The sequence below is a fragment of the Treponema sp. UBA6852 genome (assembly GCA_002449305.1).
Classification (GTDB): domain Bacteria; phylum Spirochaetota; class Spirochaetia; order Treponematales; family Treponemataceae; genus Treponema_D.
Genome location: DKDI01000045.1, coordinates 337 through 16719, shown reverse-complemented (window position 1 = coordinate 16719; position 16383 = coordinate 337). Strand labels below are relative to the sequence as shown.

The window sequence follows — 16383 nt, the reverse complement described above, 5'->3', positions numbered from 1 at the left end:
CGGCAAAAAAAACAGCAAATTACGCCAATTATGCTTTTTCGCTTCCGTTCCGGTATTTTTTATTCAGTTTTACAATTCACTTGCCATGATGAAAAACTAAAGCTTATTTTTATATGCTTGCATTAGGTGAATTTGTAGATGATTCAAGTTCTACTTTTAGCTTTTCAAATTTTTTGTTGCGGTAAACTGTTACGGTTACAATGTCTCCCGGAACTTTGTCTTCAATTGCGCTGTAGTAGTCCGCAAGCTTTGAAATTTTTATTCCGTTGATTTCTGTTATGATGTCGCCGCCAAGATAAATTGTCTGCGGATTAAAAGTTCCATACTGTACTGCCTGTGTTCCGCCTCTGATTCCCGCTTGATCCGCCTTGCTTCCTTTTTTTACGCTGCTTACAATCATGCCGGAAGAAATTTCATATCCTGCGAAATTTGCAATTCTAGCTGTATTTTGGACGAGTGAAAGTTTCATTGTCCCGCGGTTGACTTTTCCGTATTTTAAAAGGTCGCTTACAACTCGCCGGGCTGTGCTTGCTGGAATTGCAAATCCGACTCCGGCAGAAGAACCGCTGGAAGAGTAAATCATTGTGTTTATTCCAATCATGCGTCCCTGGCTATCTAAAAGAGGTCCGCCTGAATTTCCCGGATTGATTGCGGCATCAGTTTGAATCATGTTTCGGATTATTACGTTTGCGCTTTTTTGGATTGGACGACCAAGCCCTGAAATAATTCCGGTTGTCATTGTGCGTTCAAGTGCAAACGGATTTCCGATTGCAATGACTTTTTGTCCGACTTTAAGGCTTTCAGAATTTCCGAACGAAATTGTTTTTAAGTCAGCACCTTTTGCCGGCTCGAATTTTAAAACAGCAATGTCGCTTTCTATGTCCTGACCTACAACAGTTCCTTCGTAAGTTGTTCCGTCCGCAAGCGAAATATTGATTACAGAAGCTTTTTCTATTACATGGACATTTGTTACAACGTATCCACGTTTATCGATAATTGAGCCAGAACCTGAACCGCTTTCCGTTACTATCGGCTCGTAAAACCAGTTGTAGCCCATTACTTTTGTAGTGATGTTTACAACTGCCTCGTTGCATTTTTCGTACACTGAAATATTTTGAAATTCGTCCTGTGTGTATGAAGCGTTTTCCGTTGCAACAGAAAGCGCTTCAAATGTCTGCTGAATTTCTTCCTTTGATTCTGACTGAGTTTTTTCTATTGCTGAAATTTCGTTGCCGGATTTTTTTGAAGAATCATTTTTGAAAAAAATAAAGAATACGGAAACTGCGGCTGCTGCAAGAATTCCTGTTGAAATTGAATAAGTTACAAGCTGTTTTTTTGAGTAGAGTTTCATGTTGAAAAATATAATAACTTTCATTGCAAAATTCAACTTTCATAGCATTCCGTGCTCCAAAAAGCTAAAATAGTCTTCTTTTGTTATTATTATGTGATCCATAAATGCAATGCCCAAAATTTTCGCCGCTTTCTGAAGAATCTTTGTGGAATCAATATCTGCGTTGCTAGGATAGCATTGTCCGCACGGATGATTGTGGCAGCAGATAATTCCAGATGCGTATTCAGAAACTGCATTTGCAAAAACTTCCCGCGGATGAATAAGAGCCTTGTTTATTGTTCCAACTGAAACAACTCTTGTGCTTAAAATTTCCTTTGCTCCGTTTACTGTAACTGTAATAAAATGCTCGGTCGGCATGAGCGTGTAGTGCTGCAAAAATGGAATCACGTCTTTTGGCGTATTTATGGCTGAACGCAAAATTCCGCGTCTTCTTCTTCCAAGTTCCAGTGCGGCGGCAATTATGAGCGCGCGGCTTTCTCCCATTCCGTCTATTTTTTTTAGATTTGGAATAAGTTCTTCTTCGTTGCTGGAATTTATTGTCTTTGTAACTTTTTCAGCAAGGCTTTCAATTGGATTGTTTTTTGTGCCTTTTCCCAAAATGAGCATTATAAGCTCTTCGTCATCAGGATAGGAAATTCCATTTAAAAGCGTGAGTTCTCTTATGTTTGGCTGTTTGCCGGATTTGGAATAATCTAAAATATAATTCTGCATACAATATATAATTAGCTAAAAAAAATATTTTATGCAGAATTAACCGCAGTTGGCTGAAAAATTTTAAAGCGGAAGCTCTATTTCAAAATGCGCGCCTTTCTTTTTGTCCGGCCGTCCTGTTTCTTTTATAGTTCCGCCGTGAATATTTACAATGTGCCTTGCAATTGAAAGTCCAAGTCCAGTTCCTCCATGCTCGCGGCTTCTGCCTTTGTCAACTCTGTAGAACCTTTCAAAAATTCTATCCTTGTATTCATCTGGAATTCCGTTTCCGTTGTCTTCCACGATTATTTTTGTCTTGCCGGAATTTTCAGAAATAGAACAGGAAACAATGCTTTTGTCCGGGCAGTATTTTACCGAGTTGTCAATTAAATTTGTTATTACCTGCTCAAGAAGTCCTGGGTTTCCTTTTATAAAAATTTCTTTTTTGTTTGAGCTGAAATTTATTTTGATTTGTTTTTCACTTGCCGCGCTTTCAAGATTTGAGCAGGCTTTTTTTGCAATCTGCACAAGATTTGTTTTTACAGTTTCAAGAACTCCGTTGTCTGTTTCAAGACGGCTTAATGTTAGTAAGTCTTCTATTATATTTATGAGACGCTCGCACTGCGTATTTATAATTCCAAGAAAATGCTTTGCGGTTTCAGGCTCGTTTATTCCGTCGTCAAGCAAAGTTTCCGTGAATCCTTTTATTGAAGTTACCGGCGTTTTTAGTTCGTGGCTTACGTTCGCAACAAAATCTTTTCGGATTTGCTCAACTTTCTTTAAACTCTGAATGTTCTGCGTTATTCTGTCTTTCATTGAATTGAACGACTGGGCAAGTTCCGCCATTTCCTGAGGAGAAGAAATGTTCAGGTAAAAATCAAAGTTGCCTTTTGCGTATTCTTCCGTTGCCTTTTTCATCAGAAAAATCGGGCGCACAGTTTTACTTGAAATATAAAATGAAACAAGCAGCACAAGCGCAAAAATCAGAATTGTTGAAATTACAAAAGTATTTTTTGTGGAAGATGAAAAGAATACAGTTTCTTCAACTGGCATGGAAATTCTAAGCGCGGAAAAAACTTCGTTTGCAGAAAGCGGAATCGCATAGTACATGAATCTTTTTCCGTTTGTAGAGCTTGTGTGAATTGAACTTGCTTCTTTTCCTGACAGAGCAAGTCGCACTTCTTTTCTGTAGCTGTGGTTTTCCATTTCGCTTGGATTAGAAACTGAATCCGCTGCAACTGTTCCGTCTTGATTTATAAGCGTAATCCTGAAAGAGTTGTCGGAATGCGTAAGTTCCTTTATAAAAGTGTCCGCGTTTTTTTCATCTTGAGGAATAATTTTTGCAAGTGAATGCGCGAACGACTTTAGATTTGCTTCTGTTTGATCAACAGCGGTGCTTTCTAACGCCCATAGGCACACAAAAAGCAAAACCGTGAATCCTGATGCAAGCAAAATTCCGTTAAAGACAAAAAGCAACGTGTGGATTTTTAAAGTCCTGTGCATATATTATTCCTCGCAAATTCTGTAGCCAACGCCGCGCAAAGTTTCAATGAACGGATTTAAGCTTTCCGGACTGTCTCCGATTTTTTTTCTTATGCCTAGAATCTGAACATCAATTGAGCGGTCTGTTACAGGATAGCTTGAGCCTTTTACAGCGTTGATAATCTGCTGGCGGCTAAAAACCTGCCCTTTGTGGCGCGCAAGAAATTCAAGAATAGAAAATTCCGTTGCGCTAAGTTCCACTTCTTTTCCGTCCTGCGTAACTTTGTGCTTGAGCGGTGAAATTACAAGCGAACGGATTTTTATATCCTCGTCTGAATTTGAGCGGATTGAATTTCCCTTTCTGCGCAGAACACTTTGGATTCTTGCAAGCAGAACTTTCGGGCTGAACGGCTTTGTTACATAGTCGTCCGCTCCAAGCTCAAGCCCGGTTACAATGTCGGAATCTTCTGTCTTTGCTGTAACCATGATGATTGGAATGTCCTTTATGGAACTGTCATTTCTGATAATGCGGCAGATGTCTAGCCCGCTCATGTCTGGAAGCATAAGATCAAGAATTATGAGATCTGGATTTTTGTTGCGGCAAAGTTCCAGTGCCTGCTGTCCGTTTTCCGCCGTGAATGTTTCGTACTTTTGTTTTTCAACATTGTATTTAATAAGCTCGCGGATTGGCTCTTCGTCATCTACAATAAGTATTTTCATAGTAATTTCATTATAGAACAAACGCACAGGTTTTCAATATTTGGAATGTTAAAACTCTGTTAAATTTTAACACGCCTTTTATTTTTTCATTCGCCAAGATACTTAAGAATAATAACTGTAAGGTCGTCGCGCAAAGGAACGGCTTCTGTAAACGCCTCGAACACATCGATTAAATATTCCAAAAGCTGTTTTGCGCTTGTTCCTTGAGGAGCTCTTGCAAGAATCTTTTGAAGAAGCTCAATGCCAAGCTCATCTCCTGCAAGGTTTCGGCTTTCTGTAAGGCAGTCCGTGAACATTATGTAGCACGAGTCTTTTTCAAGCGGAATATCTACGGTTTCAAAGTTGTCTGGCAATCCTTCAATTCCAAGAAACGAGCCTCTGAAACTTCCGTCCGTACCGCCTGCAATTGAAACTTTTCTTTTATTGTCCAGACAAAGCAAGTCAGTGTGCCCGGCATTCACGTATTCAATTTTATTGTCCTTTATGCGCAGAAGAATTCCTGTAAGATAGTTTTCAACATTCGCCTTTTCCTTTATGAGTTTTTTGTTGAACGTTCTTGCAAGCTCGCTAAGCTCCTCGTTTTTATTTTCGCGGAAAGTGTCCTTTGCAAGATATTTGGAAAGAATTCCCACAAGCCCGGAAGCAACTCCATGCCCGGAAACATCGAACAGCACAGCACCGTTCAAGCTGCCTTTTTCATCATAGTAAAAGTCATAGACATCGCCAGAAACAGAAGCCATGGGTTTAAAAATATATGCGCAGTCCCACTTGGAAGTTTTTGGCGCGCGGCTAGGGTAAATGCTTTTCTGAACAATCTCGGCAAGCTTTAAGTCGCGCAGCTGCATTGCTTCCTGCTCCAAAAGCTTTCTTGTTGTCTTGTTAAGCTCCTGCGTGCGTTCAAGAACTTCAACATTAACGATGATTTCAAGCAGGTCCTTGAATATTACAACGCCAAAATAAATTCCGTTCTGCTCAACGACAATCGGATCGTAAAGATGCTCTTCTGCACGGGAAGCTGCCTTGGATGCAACAACTTCCACCGGCTCAAAAAACTCAACCGCAAGATAGTCCGTAACCATTAGGCGCGAAATGGGCTTTTTGGAATAAATGCTGAATCCGTACTGAGTGCCTAAAACCTTAAACAGCGTAATGCGCGGAATAATTCCTATGACCTTGCTTGCTGTGTCCACAACTGTAAAGATTGAAATTTCAGGGTTCGCATCAAAGAGGGCAAGAACGTCCGCAACTGCCATTGTTTCTGGAATCGTCATGCCTTTTCTTGTGATTTGAGAAATCGGGCGGCTGTCTTGCTTTATTCCTTCTGTGGGGACAATTCCCTGTGGCTTTTTCTTTGCGCTGCTCTTTTTTTCTTCAACGAACTTTGCGCTTTTTTTGTTTTGGTACGAAATTATTCTTACAAACGCTTCTTTGCTTGTCTTGGTAAAAACGCGTTCCGGCTTTCCTGTAAAAAATCCCTGGGCGTAAGGAATGCCAAGCTCCATAATTGCAGCAAGGTTTTCTTCTGTTTCAACTCCAACGGCAATCAGCTTTATTCCAGAGTTTTTGCAGAACGCGCTCAGGCTTCTTACGATTTCCTTTTTTACTTTGTCTTTGTGAACTGACTGAACCAAATCTATGCTGATTTTTATAAAGTCCGGATTCAGTGTGCAGATTCTGTTTAGCGCGGCGTGGGATTCTCCGATGTCGTCAATTGCGAGCTTGAGCTTTTCTCTTTTAAAATGCGAAACGGCATCGCAAAGCTTTTGTTCCGAGCCTGTGAGCTTTTGGCCTGTTATTTCAAACACAATGCTTGACGGCTCTATTCCGTTTTTTTCAAGCTTGCTTTTGATGTAGTTTTCCTGAAACTCTTCTTCCATGAGAACGTTTGGATTTATGTTCAGGAACAGCTTGCGCTTGAGCCCCAAAGCTCTTGCAGTCTTGAGCGCGGACTTTATGCACTTTTTTTCAAGCTGCCATGAAAGGCTTGCGTCCTCGGAAATTTTGAACAGATTTTTTATGCTTCCGATGTAAACCGACTCGTCAATTCTAGTGAGAGCCTCGTAAGCAAATACGTCTCCAGTTTCCAGCGAGACAATCGGCTGAAAAACAGTGTAAAGATTTTTGCTAGACAATATTTCATCAAAGTTCATGCAGGCATTATTTGCGCCGAGTGTTTTGTCTTTGTGTTGATTGTGTTAAAAATCAGTTTGAAGTGCGGGGGCTATTTATCGTTGTAATGATTCTTGCACTGATAGATTTTTATGCTGTCTCCATCGATTTTGTAGACAAGGCGGTTTTTCTCGTCAATTTCGCGGCTCCACCAGCCTGAAAGATTTCCCTTCAGCGGCTCAGGATGACCAAGCCCTGTGTTTCCGTTGCGTTCGATGTCGGCAAGAAGCCTTGAGATTTTTTTCAGCGTCTTTTTGTCCTGATTCTGCCAGTATTCAATCTGCTCCCAAGCCAAGTCATAGAATTCTTTCTTCATTCAGCCATCATGTCAATTTCCTCAATCGAATGTTCTGAAAAATGAAGCTTGCCTTCGTCGTCAAGTTTCTTGAGCTGCTCAAGGTGGCGGATGTTCGCCGGGCAGTAAAAGCTGTCGTCTCGTGCGGAAAGCTCGAACGGAATGCGCTGCTCGTGAATCACCGCTTTAACAAAAACGTTGAATGCCGCGGAAACCGAAAGGCCGATCTTGTCGCAGATTGTGGCAAATTCATTTTTGTCGTTCTGGTTAAGCCTTATTGTAAGATTTGTCATATTGCGCCTCCTGTTGCTACAAATATATGTCTGTTTTAATGCAAAATCAAGTGCAAATGATGTGATAAATTGATTGTTTATAAAAACTTAGACAATAACATGAAAATTTAAGGTGGAGAGTAATATTTCCCTAACATAATTATTATGATTTTTATTAAAAACATTTATTATTTACTACAATCACGGTGATTTTTTGTAAAATTATTTGTTTTCTTGTAAAATCACAGTGATTTTTATTAAAAATATTTATTTTCTTCAAAAATCATTATGATTATTTTAAAAAATATGTTATGTTTAATAAAATTATTTTGATTTTTTTTAAAAATATTTATTTTTACACATAATCATTTTGATTTTGTTAAAAAATATTTGTTTTCTGTAAAAATCATGGTGATTTTGACTGGAGGAGCGATGAATAAGCTTAGAAATTCAATTCATGTAACGGCGGCGGACGGGCTTTCGGACTATTTTGTGCGGCTTTACAAGGATTTTGGAATTGAGGACAAATTTCTTGCGGAAACGTTCAGCGAGATTGAAAGGCTTTCCGCGGAAATTACTACGGCGATTATGCAGGACACGGTGAAAAGTTCTCTTTCGGAAAAAGACAAGGCGCGCAATGAGGAAATCAGGAAGTTGAATGCGCTTTTAAAAGGATACGCGGTGTTTCCTTCTGCGGAAAAAAGAGAGTGCGCAAAACATCTTCTTGCTGTGTTTAAAAAGTACGGTCTTAAAATCACTTCGGAAAACTATTCGTCAAAGTCTTCGCTTATTGAAAGCATGCTGGAGGATTTTTCAAGGGAGCAGGAAAAAAATGACGCTGCGGCTTTGGAAGGCGTGGCGGAACTGATTCAGGCTTTGCGGAATGCCGAGGATGACTTTTACAAGGCGAACGATGAGTTTGTGCGCAGCAGGGCGTTAAAAAACGAAAGCGCGTATTCCATAAAGGGTAGGCTTGTGCGCACAATAAACGAAAAACTTGTTCCGTATCTTTCTGCCATGTCGATTGCGGACAATGCCGCCTACGGAAACTTTGCGCAGAATGTGGAACGCCAGATAAAAAAACTGAACAGCGCAGTCCCGAAAACAAAAAAATCCACGACGTGATTTCAATGTCATTGCCGTGCTACGACACGGCAATCTCTACTTTGGCAATGGCACTTCATTTTGTCATTCCCCGGCTTGATTTCAATGTCATTCCCGCACTTGATGCTGCGATGTTGGCGTAGCAAACTAGATCAAGAATCTCCACACCTGAGATTCTCCGGTCGAGCCGGAGGATGACAAAACACACTGCCATTCCCCGGTGTATTACCAATGTCATTCCCTTGCTTTGACACAAACTCCGTGTCATTGTCCGGCTTGACCGGGCAATCTATCCACACGAGATTGTCGGATCAAGTCCGACAATGGCAAAGGTCAAGCACGACAATGACAAGTCTACTCGCCTGTTGTTGGCTCTATTCTGCCGTCGGTGCAGATTATGGTTGCTCTGGACAGCGCGATGTTTGCGTTTTCTTCATCGCTTGAATTTCTGGTATCTATGCTAATTGCTTCCCAGTCGGATTTTGTGCCTTTGTAGTTTACTGTCTTGAGGTTTGTACATAAGCCGAATGCGCCTCTGCTTATTTCTGTAACGCTGGCGGGAATTGTTATGCTTTCCAGCGAGGAGCATTCATAGAAAAGTGCTGTTGACAGTTTAGTTACACCGTCCGGAATCACGATGTTTTTAAGGCTTTTGCAAGAAAAAAAAGCCAGAGATTCGCCAAAAATAGGCTGCTCTTCAAATTCTTTCAATGTGGAAGGAAGCGTTATATCTACAAGCGAACTGCAATTGTAAAATACAGAATATCCTAGAGTTTCCACTCCCTCGGGAATTACGATTTTTTCTAGTGAACTACAGTTATAAAATGTACTAGTGAGTTTTCTCAATGATGAAGGAAGCGACACATTCTTCAGGCTTGTACAGAAATCAAAAATGATACCAAGCTCCGAAACACCTTCTGGAATGACAATTTCCGTCAGGCTATAACAGCAAAGAAAAGCATAATTTCCAACAGAATCAAGAGTTTTTGGCAGAACCACATCTACAAGATTTATACACATGTTAAATGCATAGCTTCCAATACTTTTGACGCTTTGAGGAAGAATGATGCCCGAAAGATTTTCACAGTTAAACTTAGACCTGCCATTGAACGCATCAGCAGGAACCGCCGTAAGGTCATCAGTTCCGCTCAGGTCAAGTATGATTCTTGCATCCGGATAACTTTGCTGCAACGCCCAGAGCGCCTCCTGCATTTGAGAAAGAGTATCTCTGTCGGTCTTTGCGATGCAGTCCGCGACGTTTCCCACAATGCTTACCGTATGCACGCCGCTTTCTGTAATGCTTTGGATTTTTTTGAGCGCATCCTCAGCCGTAAGCCCCCACTTTGAGTAGAGGGTGATGTTTGAGGTCAGCGTGATTTTTTCGCCAGCCGCGTAGTTTTTGCCGGTCGCATTCGGTTTTGTGTTCCAGCCTGCAAAAATGTAGTCAAATCCGTCTTGTGTAAACGCAGTTCCGGCAGGAAGCGTGATTTCCGTTCCGGCAACTTCGGTAATGTTTTGCAATTCGCCAAGATTTCCGCCGTTCGCGTCAAGAGTTACGGTGTAGGTTGGAAGTGCTGTCTGTTCATCATCAGAACTTCCGCTTGAGCCGTCGGAACAGGAAGGGAATGTAAATGCAAGGCTAAGAGCCAGAATGCAGGCTAAAATCCAATGGGGGGGGGTGAACGTTAAGTTTCATTTTGTTTCCTTAAAAAATAGAATTTTGTTGTATGTCTATAATTATAATGAGTTTATTTGAAATGACAACTTAAACGGCAAAAAAAATGAAAAAAAATCCGCATGGCAAAGGAGGCAAGCCATGCGGACAGGTTGTTTTGTCATTCCCTTGCTTGACAAGGGAATCTGTTATTTCTTATTTATGAACTTGCATTTCCAGCTGAAAGGAATTGAGAACTTTGTAAGTCCGTCGCTTGTAAGTTCCATTCTTACGCCCATGTCCAGATCTCCCATGTTCTGTGGAAGCGCAAATGTTGCGTAAGGGTAAACTGTTGTTGTGTAAGCATCGTCCCATCCAATAACTGTGGCTTCTGTTACAGCAAGCGAAAGTGTTGTGGCTTCTGTAAGTGCGTAGTTTGCAAGGAGCTTTGCCTGGAACGGAATTCCCTTGTCGCCTTTGTCGTTTTTCAAGTCGCTTGTTTTGTATTCCTTGTCAATGTACTTGCTTGAAAGTCCTGAAACAACATCAGCGTAAATTGAAAATCCTGCGTCCTTCATTTCGTATCCTGCTGAGAATGTGAGTGCGTATTTTGTTTCTTCTGGAATGAAGTCTGTGTCGTTTGCGTTGTATACAAAGCCAAGGTTGAGCATCATGTTCTGGATGCTGTTGATTCCAGCGAACAAGCCGAATGTGCGGTCGTCGTTAGTTACGCTTTTTGCTGTTGCTCCGAAAGTTACGAGGTCTTTTGCTGCGTACTGCGCTCCGAAGTCAAGGCGGTACTTGTCGTTGTTGTCGTATTCTGTGTTTCCTCTTATTCCGCCGGAAATCTTAAATCCTTCAACTGGAAGAGCTACAACTGCAAATCCGTTTTCTGCCATGCGTCCCCATTTTGGCGTGTCGTCTGCCGCTCCAAGGTAAGCTGCGTCTGCTGTAATTTTTGTAAAGAATTCGTTTCCGAGCGCAAGCTTAATCTGTTCAAATGGTGAAAAGCGAACAAAGCCACGGAGTCTTGTTGTGGATTCTTTTCCGTTGAGCTTAAGTCCGTAAGTTTCCATGCGGACTCTTCCGTCAAGTTTTTCAGAAGAAAAGTCGAGCTGAAGCCTGTTGTCTACGTGGGCTTCTTCGTTTTCAAATCCGTCGTCCAAATCTCCGTTGTCTTTTACTTTTCTGTTGAACTCAAGAAAGTCTCCGTTTCCTGTGTTGTCGTCATTTGCCCCGAATGTGTTTGTGAGCGAAACTTTCTGTGCGAAAACTGATGCGCATACAAGAATTCCTGCAACGGATGCAGCCAAAAGTTTTTTCATAAGATAACTCCTATCTTAAAGATTTGCTTGATGAAATCTGCAATGTTTTTGCTTTTGCAGATTTATTTCTTTGTTGGCAAAAAAATAAAATTCTTCTGTTTGATTTTTGTTAGATTAAAATAAACTTTTGGTGAATTTTCGCTTACTGTTTTTTCATAAAAAAATCCCCGGTTGTCCGGGGATTTTTCTGGCGGCTTGAAATGGTTCAGCTTTGCTTTTTATTCCTGCTGCGCGTTCTTGGGTCCTACTGCCATCTGTGTGCATTCAGTTATGTTTACGGCGTGGTCTCCTATGCGCTCAAGATATTTTGCAATCATCAATGTATTGAGAGCTTTTTCGCCGAATGCGCGGTCGTGCTTTGTTTTTCCAGACATCATGTCCAGAATATCGTTTTTGATTTGTATAAAAAGATCGTCCGCCTGGTCATCAAGGTCTGCAATTTGCTTGGCAAGTTTCACATCCTGTTTGATAAAGCTTTCCACGCTGCCTGTTACCATGCGAATTATGCAGTCCGCCATTGCCGCGATGTGAGAGTTGAAGGCTTCGAATGGAATTTGCGTTTTCTTTATGAGTTCTGCAATATCGCTTCCTTGGTCTCCGATTCTTTCCATGTCGGTGATTACTTTGATTGCCGCGCTTATTGTTCTAAGGTCGCTTGCTACCGGCTGCTGCTGCAAAAGAATTCTCATGCAAAGATTTTGAATTTCTTTTTCCATTATGTCTGTCTGTTTTTCCGCCTGAATTGCGCGCTCTCCAAGTTCTGTATCTCCAAGTAGAAGCGACTGGGTTGCAAACGTTATGCAGTCTTCGCAAAGTGTTCCCATTTTTTTTAAGTCTTCGTGCAGTTCATTTAGCTGCAAGTTAAAGTTGTTTCTCATCTTTTTCCTCTTGTAGAAATTTCTGCTTTTCTGTTTTGAAAAATATCAGCCGAATCTTCCTGTGATGTAATCTTCCGTTTTTTTGTTTTTTGGCGCGCTGAATATTTGTTCCGTCTGTCCGTATTCAATCACTTTTCCAAGCAGAAAGAATGCCGTTAAGTCGCTTACGCGGGTTGCCTGCTGCATGTTGTGGGTTACAATTACAATTGTGTATTTGCTTTTTAACTCAGCGATTGTGTCTTCTATTTTGCTTGTGCTGATTGGATCTAGCGCGCTTGTAGGCTCGTCCATCAAAAGCACTTCCGGTTCTATTGCAAGAGCGCGTGCAATGCAAAGGCGCTGCTGCTGTCCGCCGGAAAGTCCTAGCGCGCTTTTGTTCAGCCTATCTTTTACTTCGTCCCAGATTGCCGCGTCTTGAAGGGCTTTTTCAACGATGTTGTCCAACTCGCTTTTGCGTTTGATTCCGTGAGTGCGCGGACCGTAAGCGATGTTGTCGTAAATGCTCATTGGAAACGGATTCGGTTTTTGAAATACCATTCCGACTTTTTTTCTGAGCAGGTTTACGTCTATGTTTTCAAAAATATTTTCGCCGTCTATTAAAACTTTGCCTTCTGTTCTGCAGCCTACAACAAGGTCGTTCATTCTGTTGAAAGTTTTTAGCAATGTTGATTTTCCGCAGCCGCTTGGTCCGATGAACGCTGTAACCATGTTTGCAGGAATTTCAAGATTTACATCGTAAAGAGCTTGAAAGTTTCCATAGAATAAATTTAAGTCTTGGACTGATATTTTGCTTTTATTCATTTTTGTTTTTCCTTGTGATTATTTTTTCAAGAAGAGAACTTAGCCAGTTCAAAATTAGAACTATTGCAAGAAGAATTACCGCCGTTGCATAAGACTGTCCTGTTGCAAGACCTTCGCTCCAAAGCGCATACAAGTGGACTGCGAGAGTTCTTCCGCTTTGCATTCCGCCTGCAATCCGCGCGACTGTTCCTGCTGTATAGATTAAAGCTGCTGTTTCTCCAACAATGCGTCCTGTGCCTAATACAATTCCAGCTATTATTCCGGGAACTGCAGAAGGCAGAACAATGCAAAATACAGTGCGGAGTTTTCCGGCTCCAAGCCCGAAGCTTCCTTCTCGGTAGCTGTCGTTTACGGAAAGCAAGGCTTCTTCTGTTGTGCGAACGATTACCGGGAGAATCATAATCGCGAGCGTGCAGCATCCGGCAAGCAAAGAAAATCCCCAGTGCAGGAAAGTTACAAAAAACAAAAATCCGAAAAGTCCGTACACGATTGAAGGAATACCAGACAATGTTTCTGTTGCAAGTCTGATTGCCTTTACGATTTTGCTTCCGCGGTATGCGTATTCGCTTAAATAAATTGCGGCTCCAATTCCAATTGGCACTGCTATTGCGAGCGTTATTGCTGTTGCCGAAAGCGTGTTTATCAATGCCGGAAAAAGCGAGCTGTTTTCGCTTGTGTACTTTATACTGAAAAGCGACAAATTTAAATTTGGAATTCCTCTTGCAAGAATGTAGATTACGATTCCGCACGAAATTGCAATTGTAAAAATTCCAGCTCCAAGCACAAGCGTCTTTAGAACTTTTGACTGAAATGTTTGCGAAGTTTTCATCTGCTACTCCCATAAAAAGTCAATGAGAAAGTTTCAACTTTCGATTTGACTTTTTAAGCAATTCCGCAACGTAGTGAGAAATTGCAGTTGATAAAAAAGTTTGCAACGCAAACTTTAAAAGATGAAAACTGACGACATTTTTGACTGTTTTCATCTGCTACTCCTTCTTTTCTTTTAAGAGTGAAAAGCACAAGTTTATAATCAAAATGAAAATAAACAGAATTACAGAAGTTGCAATGAGAGCGTCTCTGTGCAAGTCCGCGGCGTATCCCATTTCAAGAACGATGTTTGCTGTAAGCGTTCTGATTCCTTTTACAAGGCTGCGTGGAAGAATCGCCTGGTTTCCTGCGACCATGATGACTGCCATTGTTTCTCCAACAGCGCGTCCCACTCCAAGAATTATTCCTGCCATGATTCCGCTTTTTGCCGCTTTGAGTTCAACAAGAAAAATGCTTCGTTCTTTGCAAGCTCCTAATGCGAGGGAACCTTCAAAGTAAAGCGAAGGAACAGCCCGTATTGAAGATTCGCTTACACTTATTATTGTTGGAAGAATCATTATCGCAAGGACAATCGAAGCGGCAAGAATTGAAGTTCCGTTTCCGCCGAACGTATTTCTGATTGCAGGAACTATAACTGTAAGGCCGAAGAAACCGTAGACTACAGAAGGAATGCCAGCCAAAAGTTTTACGCCGCTTTCAAAAAAGCTGTAGATTTTCTTTGGACAGTAGCGTGCAAGAAAAACCGCTGTAAAAAGCCCGAGCGGAACTCCCAGAATTAATGCCCCGAGCGTTACCGTAATTGAGCCTACAATCATCGGGAAAATTCCGTAGAGGTCTATGGAAGGTTTCCACTTTAAACCAAAGATGAAATTCTTTAGTCCGATTTTAAGCATGGCAGGAACGCCGTTTGCAAACAGAAAAATGCAGATTGTTATTGTAGCCGCGATTGAAACGCACGCTGCCGCAAGAAAAACGAATCGCATTGTCTGTTCTATATATTTGTTTTTCATAATTTACTGCTTTTAAAAGAACTGGATTGCAGCGCTTGTCCGAACTGGATTTGCACTGCAATTTTTGTTTACGATGTGGAACTTATTTTACATCGCCCCATTTTGAAATTGTTCCAATATACAAGTCTTTGACTGACTGAATCGATGCGCTTTCTGTTGGGTTTTCCTTGTTGATGATTACTGCGATTCCGTCTATTGCAATTTTTGTCTGAAGCGCGCCTTTTGCTTTTTCGCTATCTTTTAATTCACGGCTTGCCATTCCGATTTCACAGACTCCGTTGAGCGCACTGTTTACGCCGGTTGTGCTGTCCGACATCTGGACTTCAATTTTGATTTCCGGGTTCAGTTTTTCGTAGGCTTCAGCAAGTTTTTCCATTACAGGAGTTACGCTTGAAGAACCAGCCACAGTGATTTTTCCTTTTTTGCCAGTTGCAATATAAGCCGGATTTTGAGCTGCGCTGATGTAGCCGTTGGCTTCAACAATTGCTTGTCCGTCGCTTGAAAGAATGAAGCGGATAAAATCAGAAGCGTTTTCTGAAAGTCCGGTTTCTTTTGTTACGATGTTGAACGGGCGGGAAATTTTATAAGTTCCGTTTTTAATGCTTGAAACGCTTGGAGAAACTCCTTCAATTTTTAAAGCCTTTACAGTTTTGTTCAGAGAGCCTAGAGAAACATAGCCAATTGCGTATTTGTTTCCTGCAACTGAAGTGAGCATTACTTCTGTGCTGTTTGTAATGTCGGCTTCTTCAGAAGTGAAGTCAACTTTTTTGCCTTCCGCGTTTTTCATTTCAATTCCGAAAAGCTCAACAAATGCGCCTCTTGTTCCGCTTCCTTCTTCGCGGCTTATAAGAACAACGCTTTTCTTTCCGAAGTTTTTGTCTTTTTTAGGAGCGGCAAATAATGTTCCGCCTAAAACTGCCAGTGTGATTGCGCTGAGCGCAGCATACATAGTCTTTTTCATAGTTCAAACCTCCGTTCGGTTTTTTGTTTTACGATGAAAAATCTAAAGAGGCTGTGTTTTTTGAAGGTTATTGAATTGTTAGAATTGTGTTAATTTTTAATAGAAGTGAATTTTGTTGCTGAATGCGCAAATTGAATAAGCGGAAAGAAAAAGAAAACAGCAACGACCCATGCTGAGCGATGTGCTTACGCCCCAGATAAACTGTAGCGTAAGGCATAGCAGCCTGTACCTTTAGAAATCAGATACAATTACTAAAGTGTTAAGCACCATAATCTAGTTGCATTACATTGTGAATCTAATTTGATTTTTTTTGAAGTCTAGTTAGGTTTAGAATTGAGCGCGCAGGATATAAACTCAAACTGATATTTAAAACACGAATACTCCAAATATCATGCATAAATTCTAAGCATATAAAGCTAAAAGGTCAAGATTATTTTTTAGCTATTAACTAAATCGCCAAGCCATTGTATAATTCATTGTATATAAAAAGATAAAACAAGAGGTGTTGCAAAATGCCAGGAGAGAACAGAACACTTACGCCGGTCTGGATAGCCTATGTTGACGGCAGGCGCCTTGACACAGGCTACGAGGGCGCGCTGAAAAGAATCCATATACATGACAGGCTAGACTTTGCCGGGACTGCGAGCATTTTGTTCGGAAGTTCACCTTTGGACTTTTGCAACGACGGCACATTTGCCATAGGAAGCGAGGTCTCAATACACCTTGGATACAAGGATGACGTCCATGAGGTTTTTGCCGGCGAGGTTACAGGATTTGCGCCGCGGCTTGATGAATGCAGCTCTCCCCCGACGGAGGTAAAGATACATTCAAAGCTCCTTAGGC

The 16383-nt window shown here is 41.3% G+C and carries 15 protein-coding genes and 1 pseudogene; 2 read left to right on the top strand and 14 right to left on the bottom strand.

Annotated elements, in window-relative coordinates:
* Positions 1–109: 109 nt before the first annotated feature.
* From B3209_RS10100 to B3209_RS10070, 7 genes are all read right to left on the bottom strand, one after another.
* On the bottom strand, positions 110–1351 hold the full coding sequence (locus tag B3209_RS10100; RefSeq protein WP_296662564.1) for a S1C family serine protease: 1242 nt from the start codon (positions 1349–1351) through the stop codon (positions 110–112).
* A gap of 39 nt (positions 1352–1390) precedes the next feature.
* Complete coding sequence (locus tag B3209_RS10095; protein ID WP_295796198.1) at positions 1391–2062, bottom strand: JAB domain-containing protein; 672 nt, start codon at positions 2060–2062, stop codon at positions 1391–1393.
* A 63-nt stretch (positions 2063–2125) separates the two neighbouring features.
* Entirely contained in the window at positions 2126–3544 is a 1419-nt protein-coding gene (locus tag B3209_RS10090) for a sensor histidine kinase (protein WP_296662550.1), read from the bottom strand.
* Positions 3545–3547: 3 nt separating this feature from the next.
* Complete coding sequence (locus tag B3209_RS10085) at positions 3548–4243, bottom strand: response regulator (protein ID WP_295796194.1); 696 nt, start codon at positions 4241–4243, stop codon at positions 3548–3550.
* A gap of 86 nt (positions 4244–4329) precedes the next feature.
* Positions 4330–6393 carry an EAL domain-containing protein gene (locus B3209_RS10080; RefSeq protein ID WP_296662548.1) on the bottom strand — a complete coding sequence of 688 codons (2064 nt, stop codon included), beginning with the start codon at positions 6391–6393 and terminating at the stop codon, positions 4330–4332.
* A gap of 71 nt (positions 6394–6464) precedes the next feature.
* A complete protein-coding gene (locus B3209_RS10075) occupies positions 6465–6728 on the bottom strand; it encodes a Txe/YoeB family addiction module toxin (RefSeq protein ID WP_296662546.1) in 264 nt (87 codons plus the stop codon).
* Positions 6725–7000 carry a type II toxin-antitoxin system RelB/DinJ family antitoxin gene (locus tag B3209_RS10070; RefSeq protein ID WP_296662544.1) on the bottom strand — a complete coding sequence of 92 codons (276 nt, stop codon included), beginning with the start codon at positions 6998–7000 and terminating at the stop codon, positions 6725–6727. Before B3209_RS10070 ends, B3209_RS10075 begins: the two co-directional genes overlap by 4 nt.
* A gap of 411 nt (positions 7001–7411) precedes the next feature.
* On the opposite strand from B3209_RS10070, the gene B3209_RS10065 reads away from it, so the two are divergent.
* Positions 7412–8104, top strand: a complete 693-nt coding sequence (locus tag B3209_RS10065) for a DUF6261 family protein (RefSeq protein WP_296662543.1) — start codon at positions 7412–7414, stop codon at positions 8102–8104.
* A 333-nt stretch (positions 8105–8437) separates the two neighbouring features.
* Here B3209_RS10065 and B3209_RS10060 read toward each other — a convergent pair whose 3' ends face one another.
* From B3209_RS10060 to B3209_RS10030, 7 genes are all read right to left on the bottom strand, one after another.
* Positions 8438–9733: a leucine-rich repeat protein gene (locus B3209_RS10060; protein WP_296662561.1), complete on the bottom strand. Its 1296-nt coding sequence runs from the start codon at positions 9731–9733 to the stop codon at positions 8438–8440.
* 213 nt (positions 9734–9946) lie between these two features.
* Positions 9947–11062 carry a hypothetical protein gene (locus B3209_RS10055; protein ID WP_296662541.1) on the bottom strand — a complete coding sequence of 372 codons (1116 nt, stop codon included), beginning with the start codon at positions 11060–11062 and terminating at the stop codon, positions 9947–9949.
* A gap of 218 nt (positions 11063–11280) precedes the next feature.
* Positions 11281–11940 carry a phosphate signaling complex protein PhoU gene (gene phoU, locus B3209_RS10050; protein WP_296090536.1) on the bottom strand — a complete coding sequence of 220 codons (660 nt, stop codon included), beginning with the start codon at positions 11938–11940 and terminating at the stop codon, positions 11281–11283.
* Positions 11941–11985: 45 nt separating this feature from the next.
* Positions 11986–12741, bottom strand: coding sequence for a phosphate ABC transporter ATP-binding protein PstB (gene pstB / locus B3209_RS10045; RefSeq protein WP_296662540.1), 756 nt, complete (start codon positions 12739–12741; stop codon positions 11986–11988).
* Positions 12734–13570, bottom strand: coding sequence for a phosphate ABC transporter permease PstA (pstA, locus tag B3209_RS10040; protein WP_296662538.1), 837 nt, complete (start codon positions 13568–13570; stop codon positions 12734–12736). The genes pstB and pstA overlap by 8 nt, the downstream gene beginning before the upstream one ends.
* Positions 13571–13727: 157 nt before the next feature.
* Entirely contained in the window at positions 13728–14579 is an 852-nt protein-coding gene (gene pstC, locus B3209_RS10035; RefSeq protein WP_296662536.1) for a phosphate ABC transporter permease subunit PstC, read from the bottom strand.
* Positions 14580–14661: 82 nt separating this feature from the next.
* On the bottom strand, positions 14662–15540 hold the full coding sequence (locus tag B3209_RS10030) for a substrate-binding domain-containing protein (RefSeq protein WP_296090543.1): 879 nt from the start codon (positions 15538–15540) through the stop codon (positions 14662–14664).
* A gap of 512 nt (positions 15541–16052) precedes the next feature.
* Between B3209_RS10030 and B3209_RS10025 the strand changes: the two are divergent.
* Positions 16053–16383 (top strand): annotated as a pseudogene (locus tag B3209_RS10025) (hypothetical protein); the annotation flags it as partial.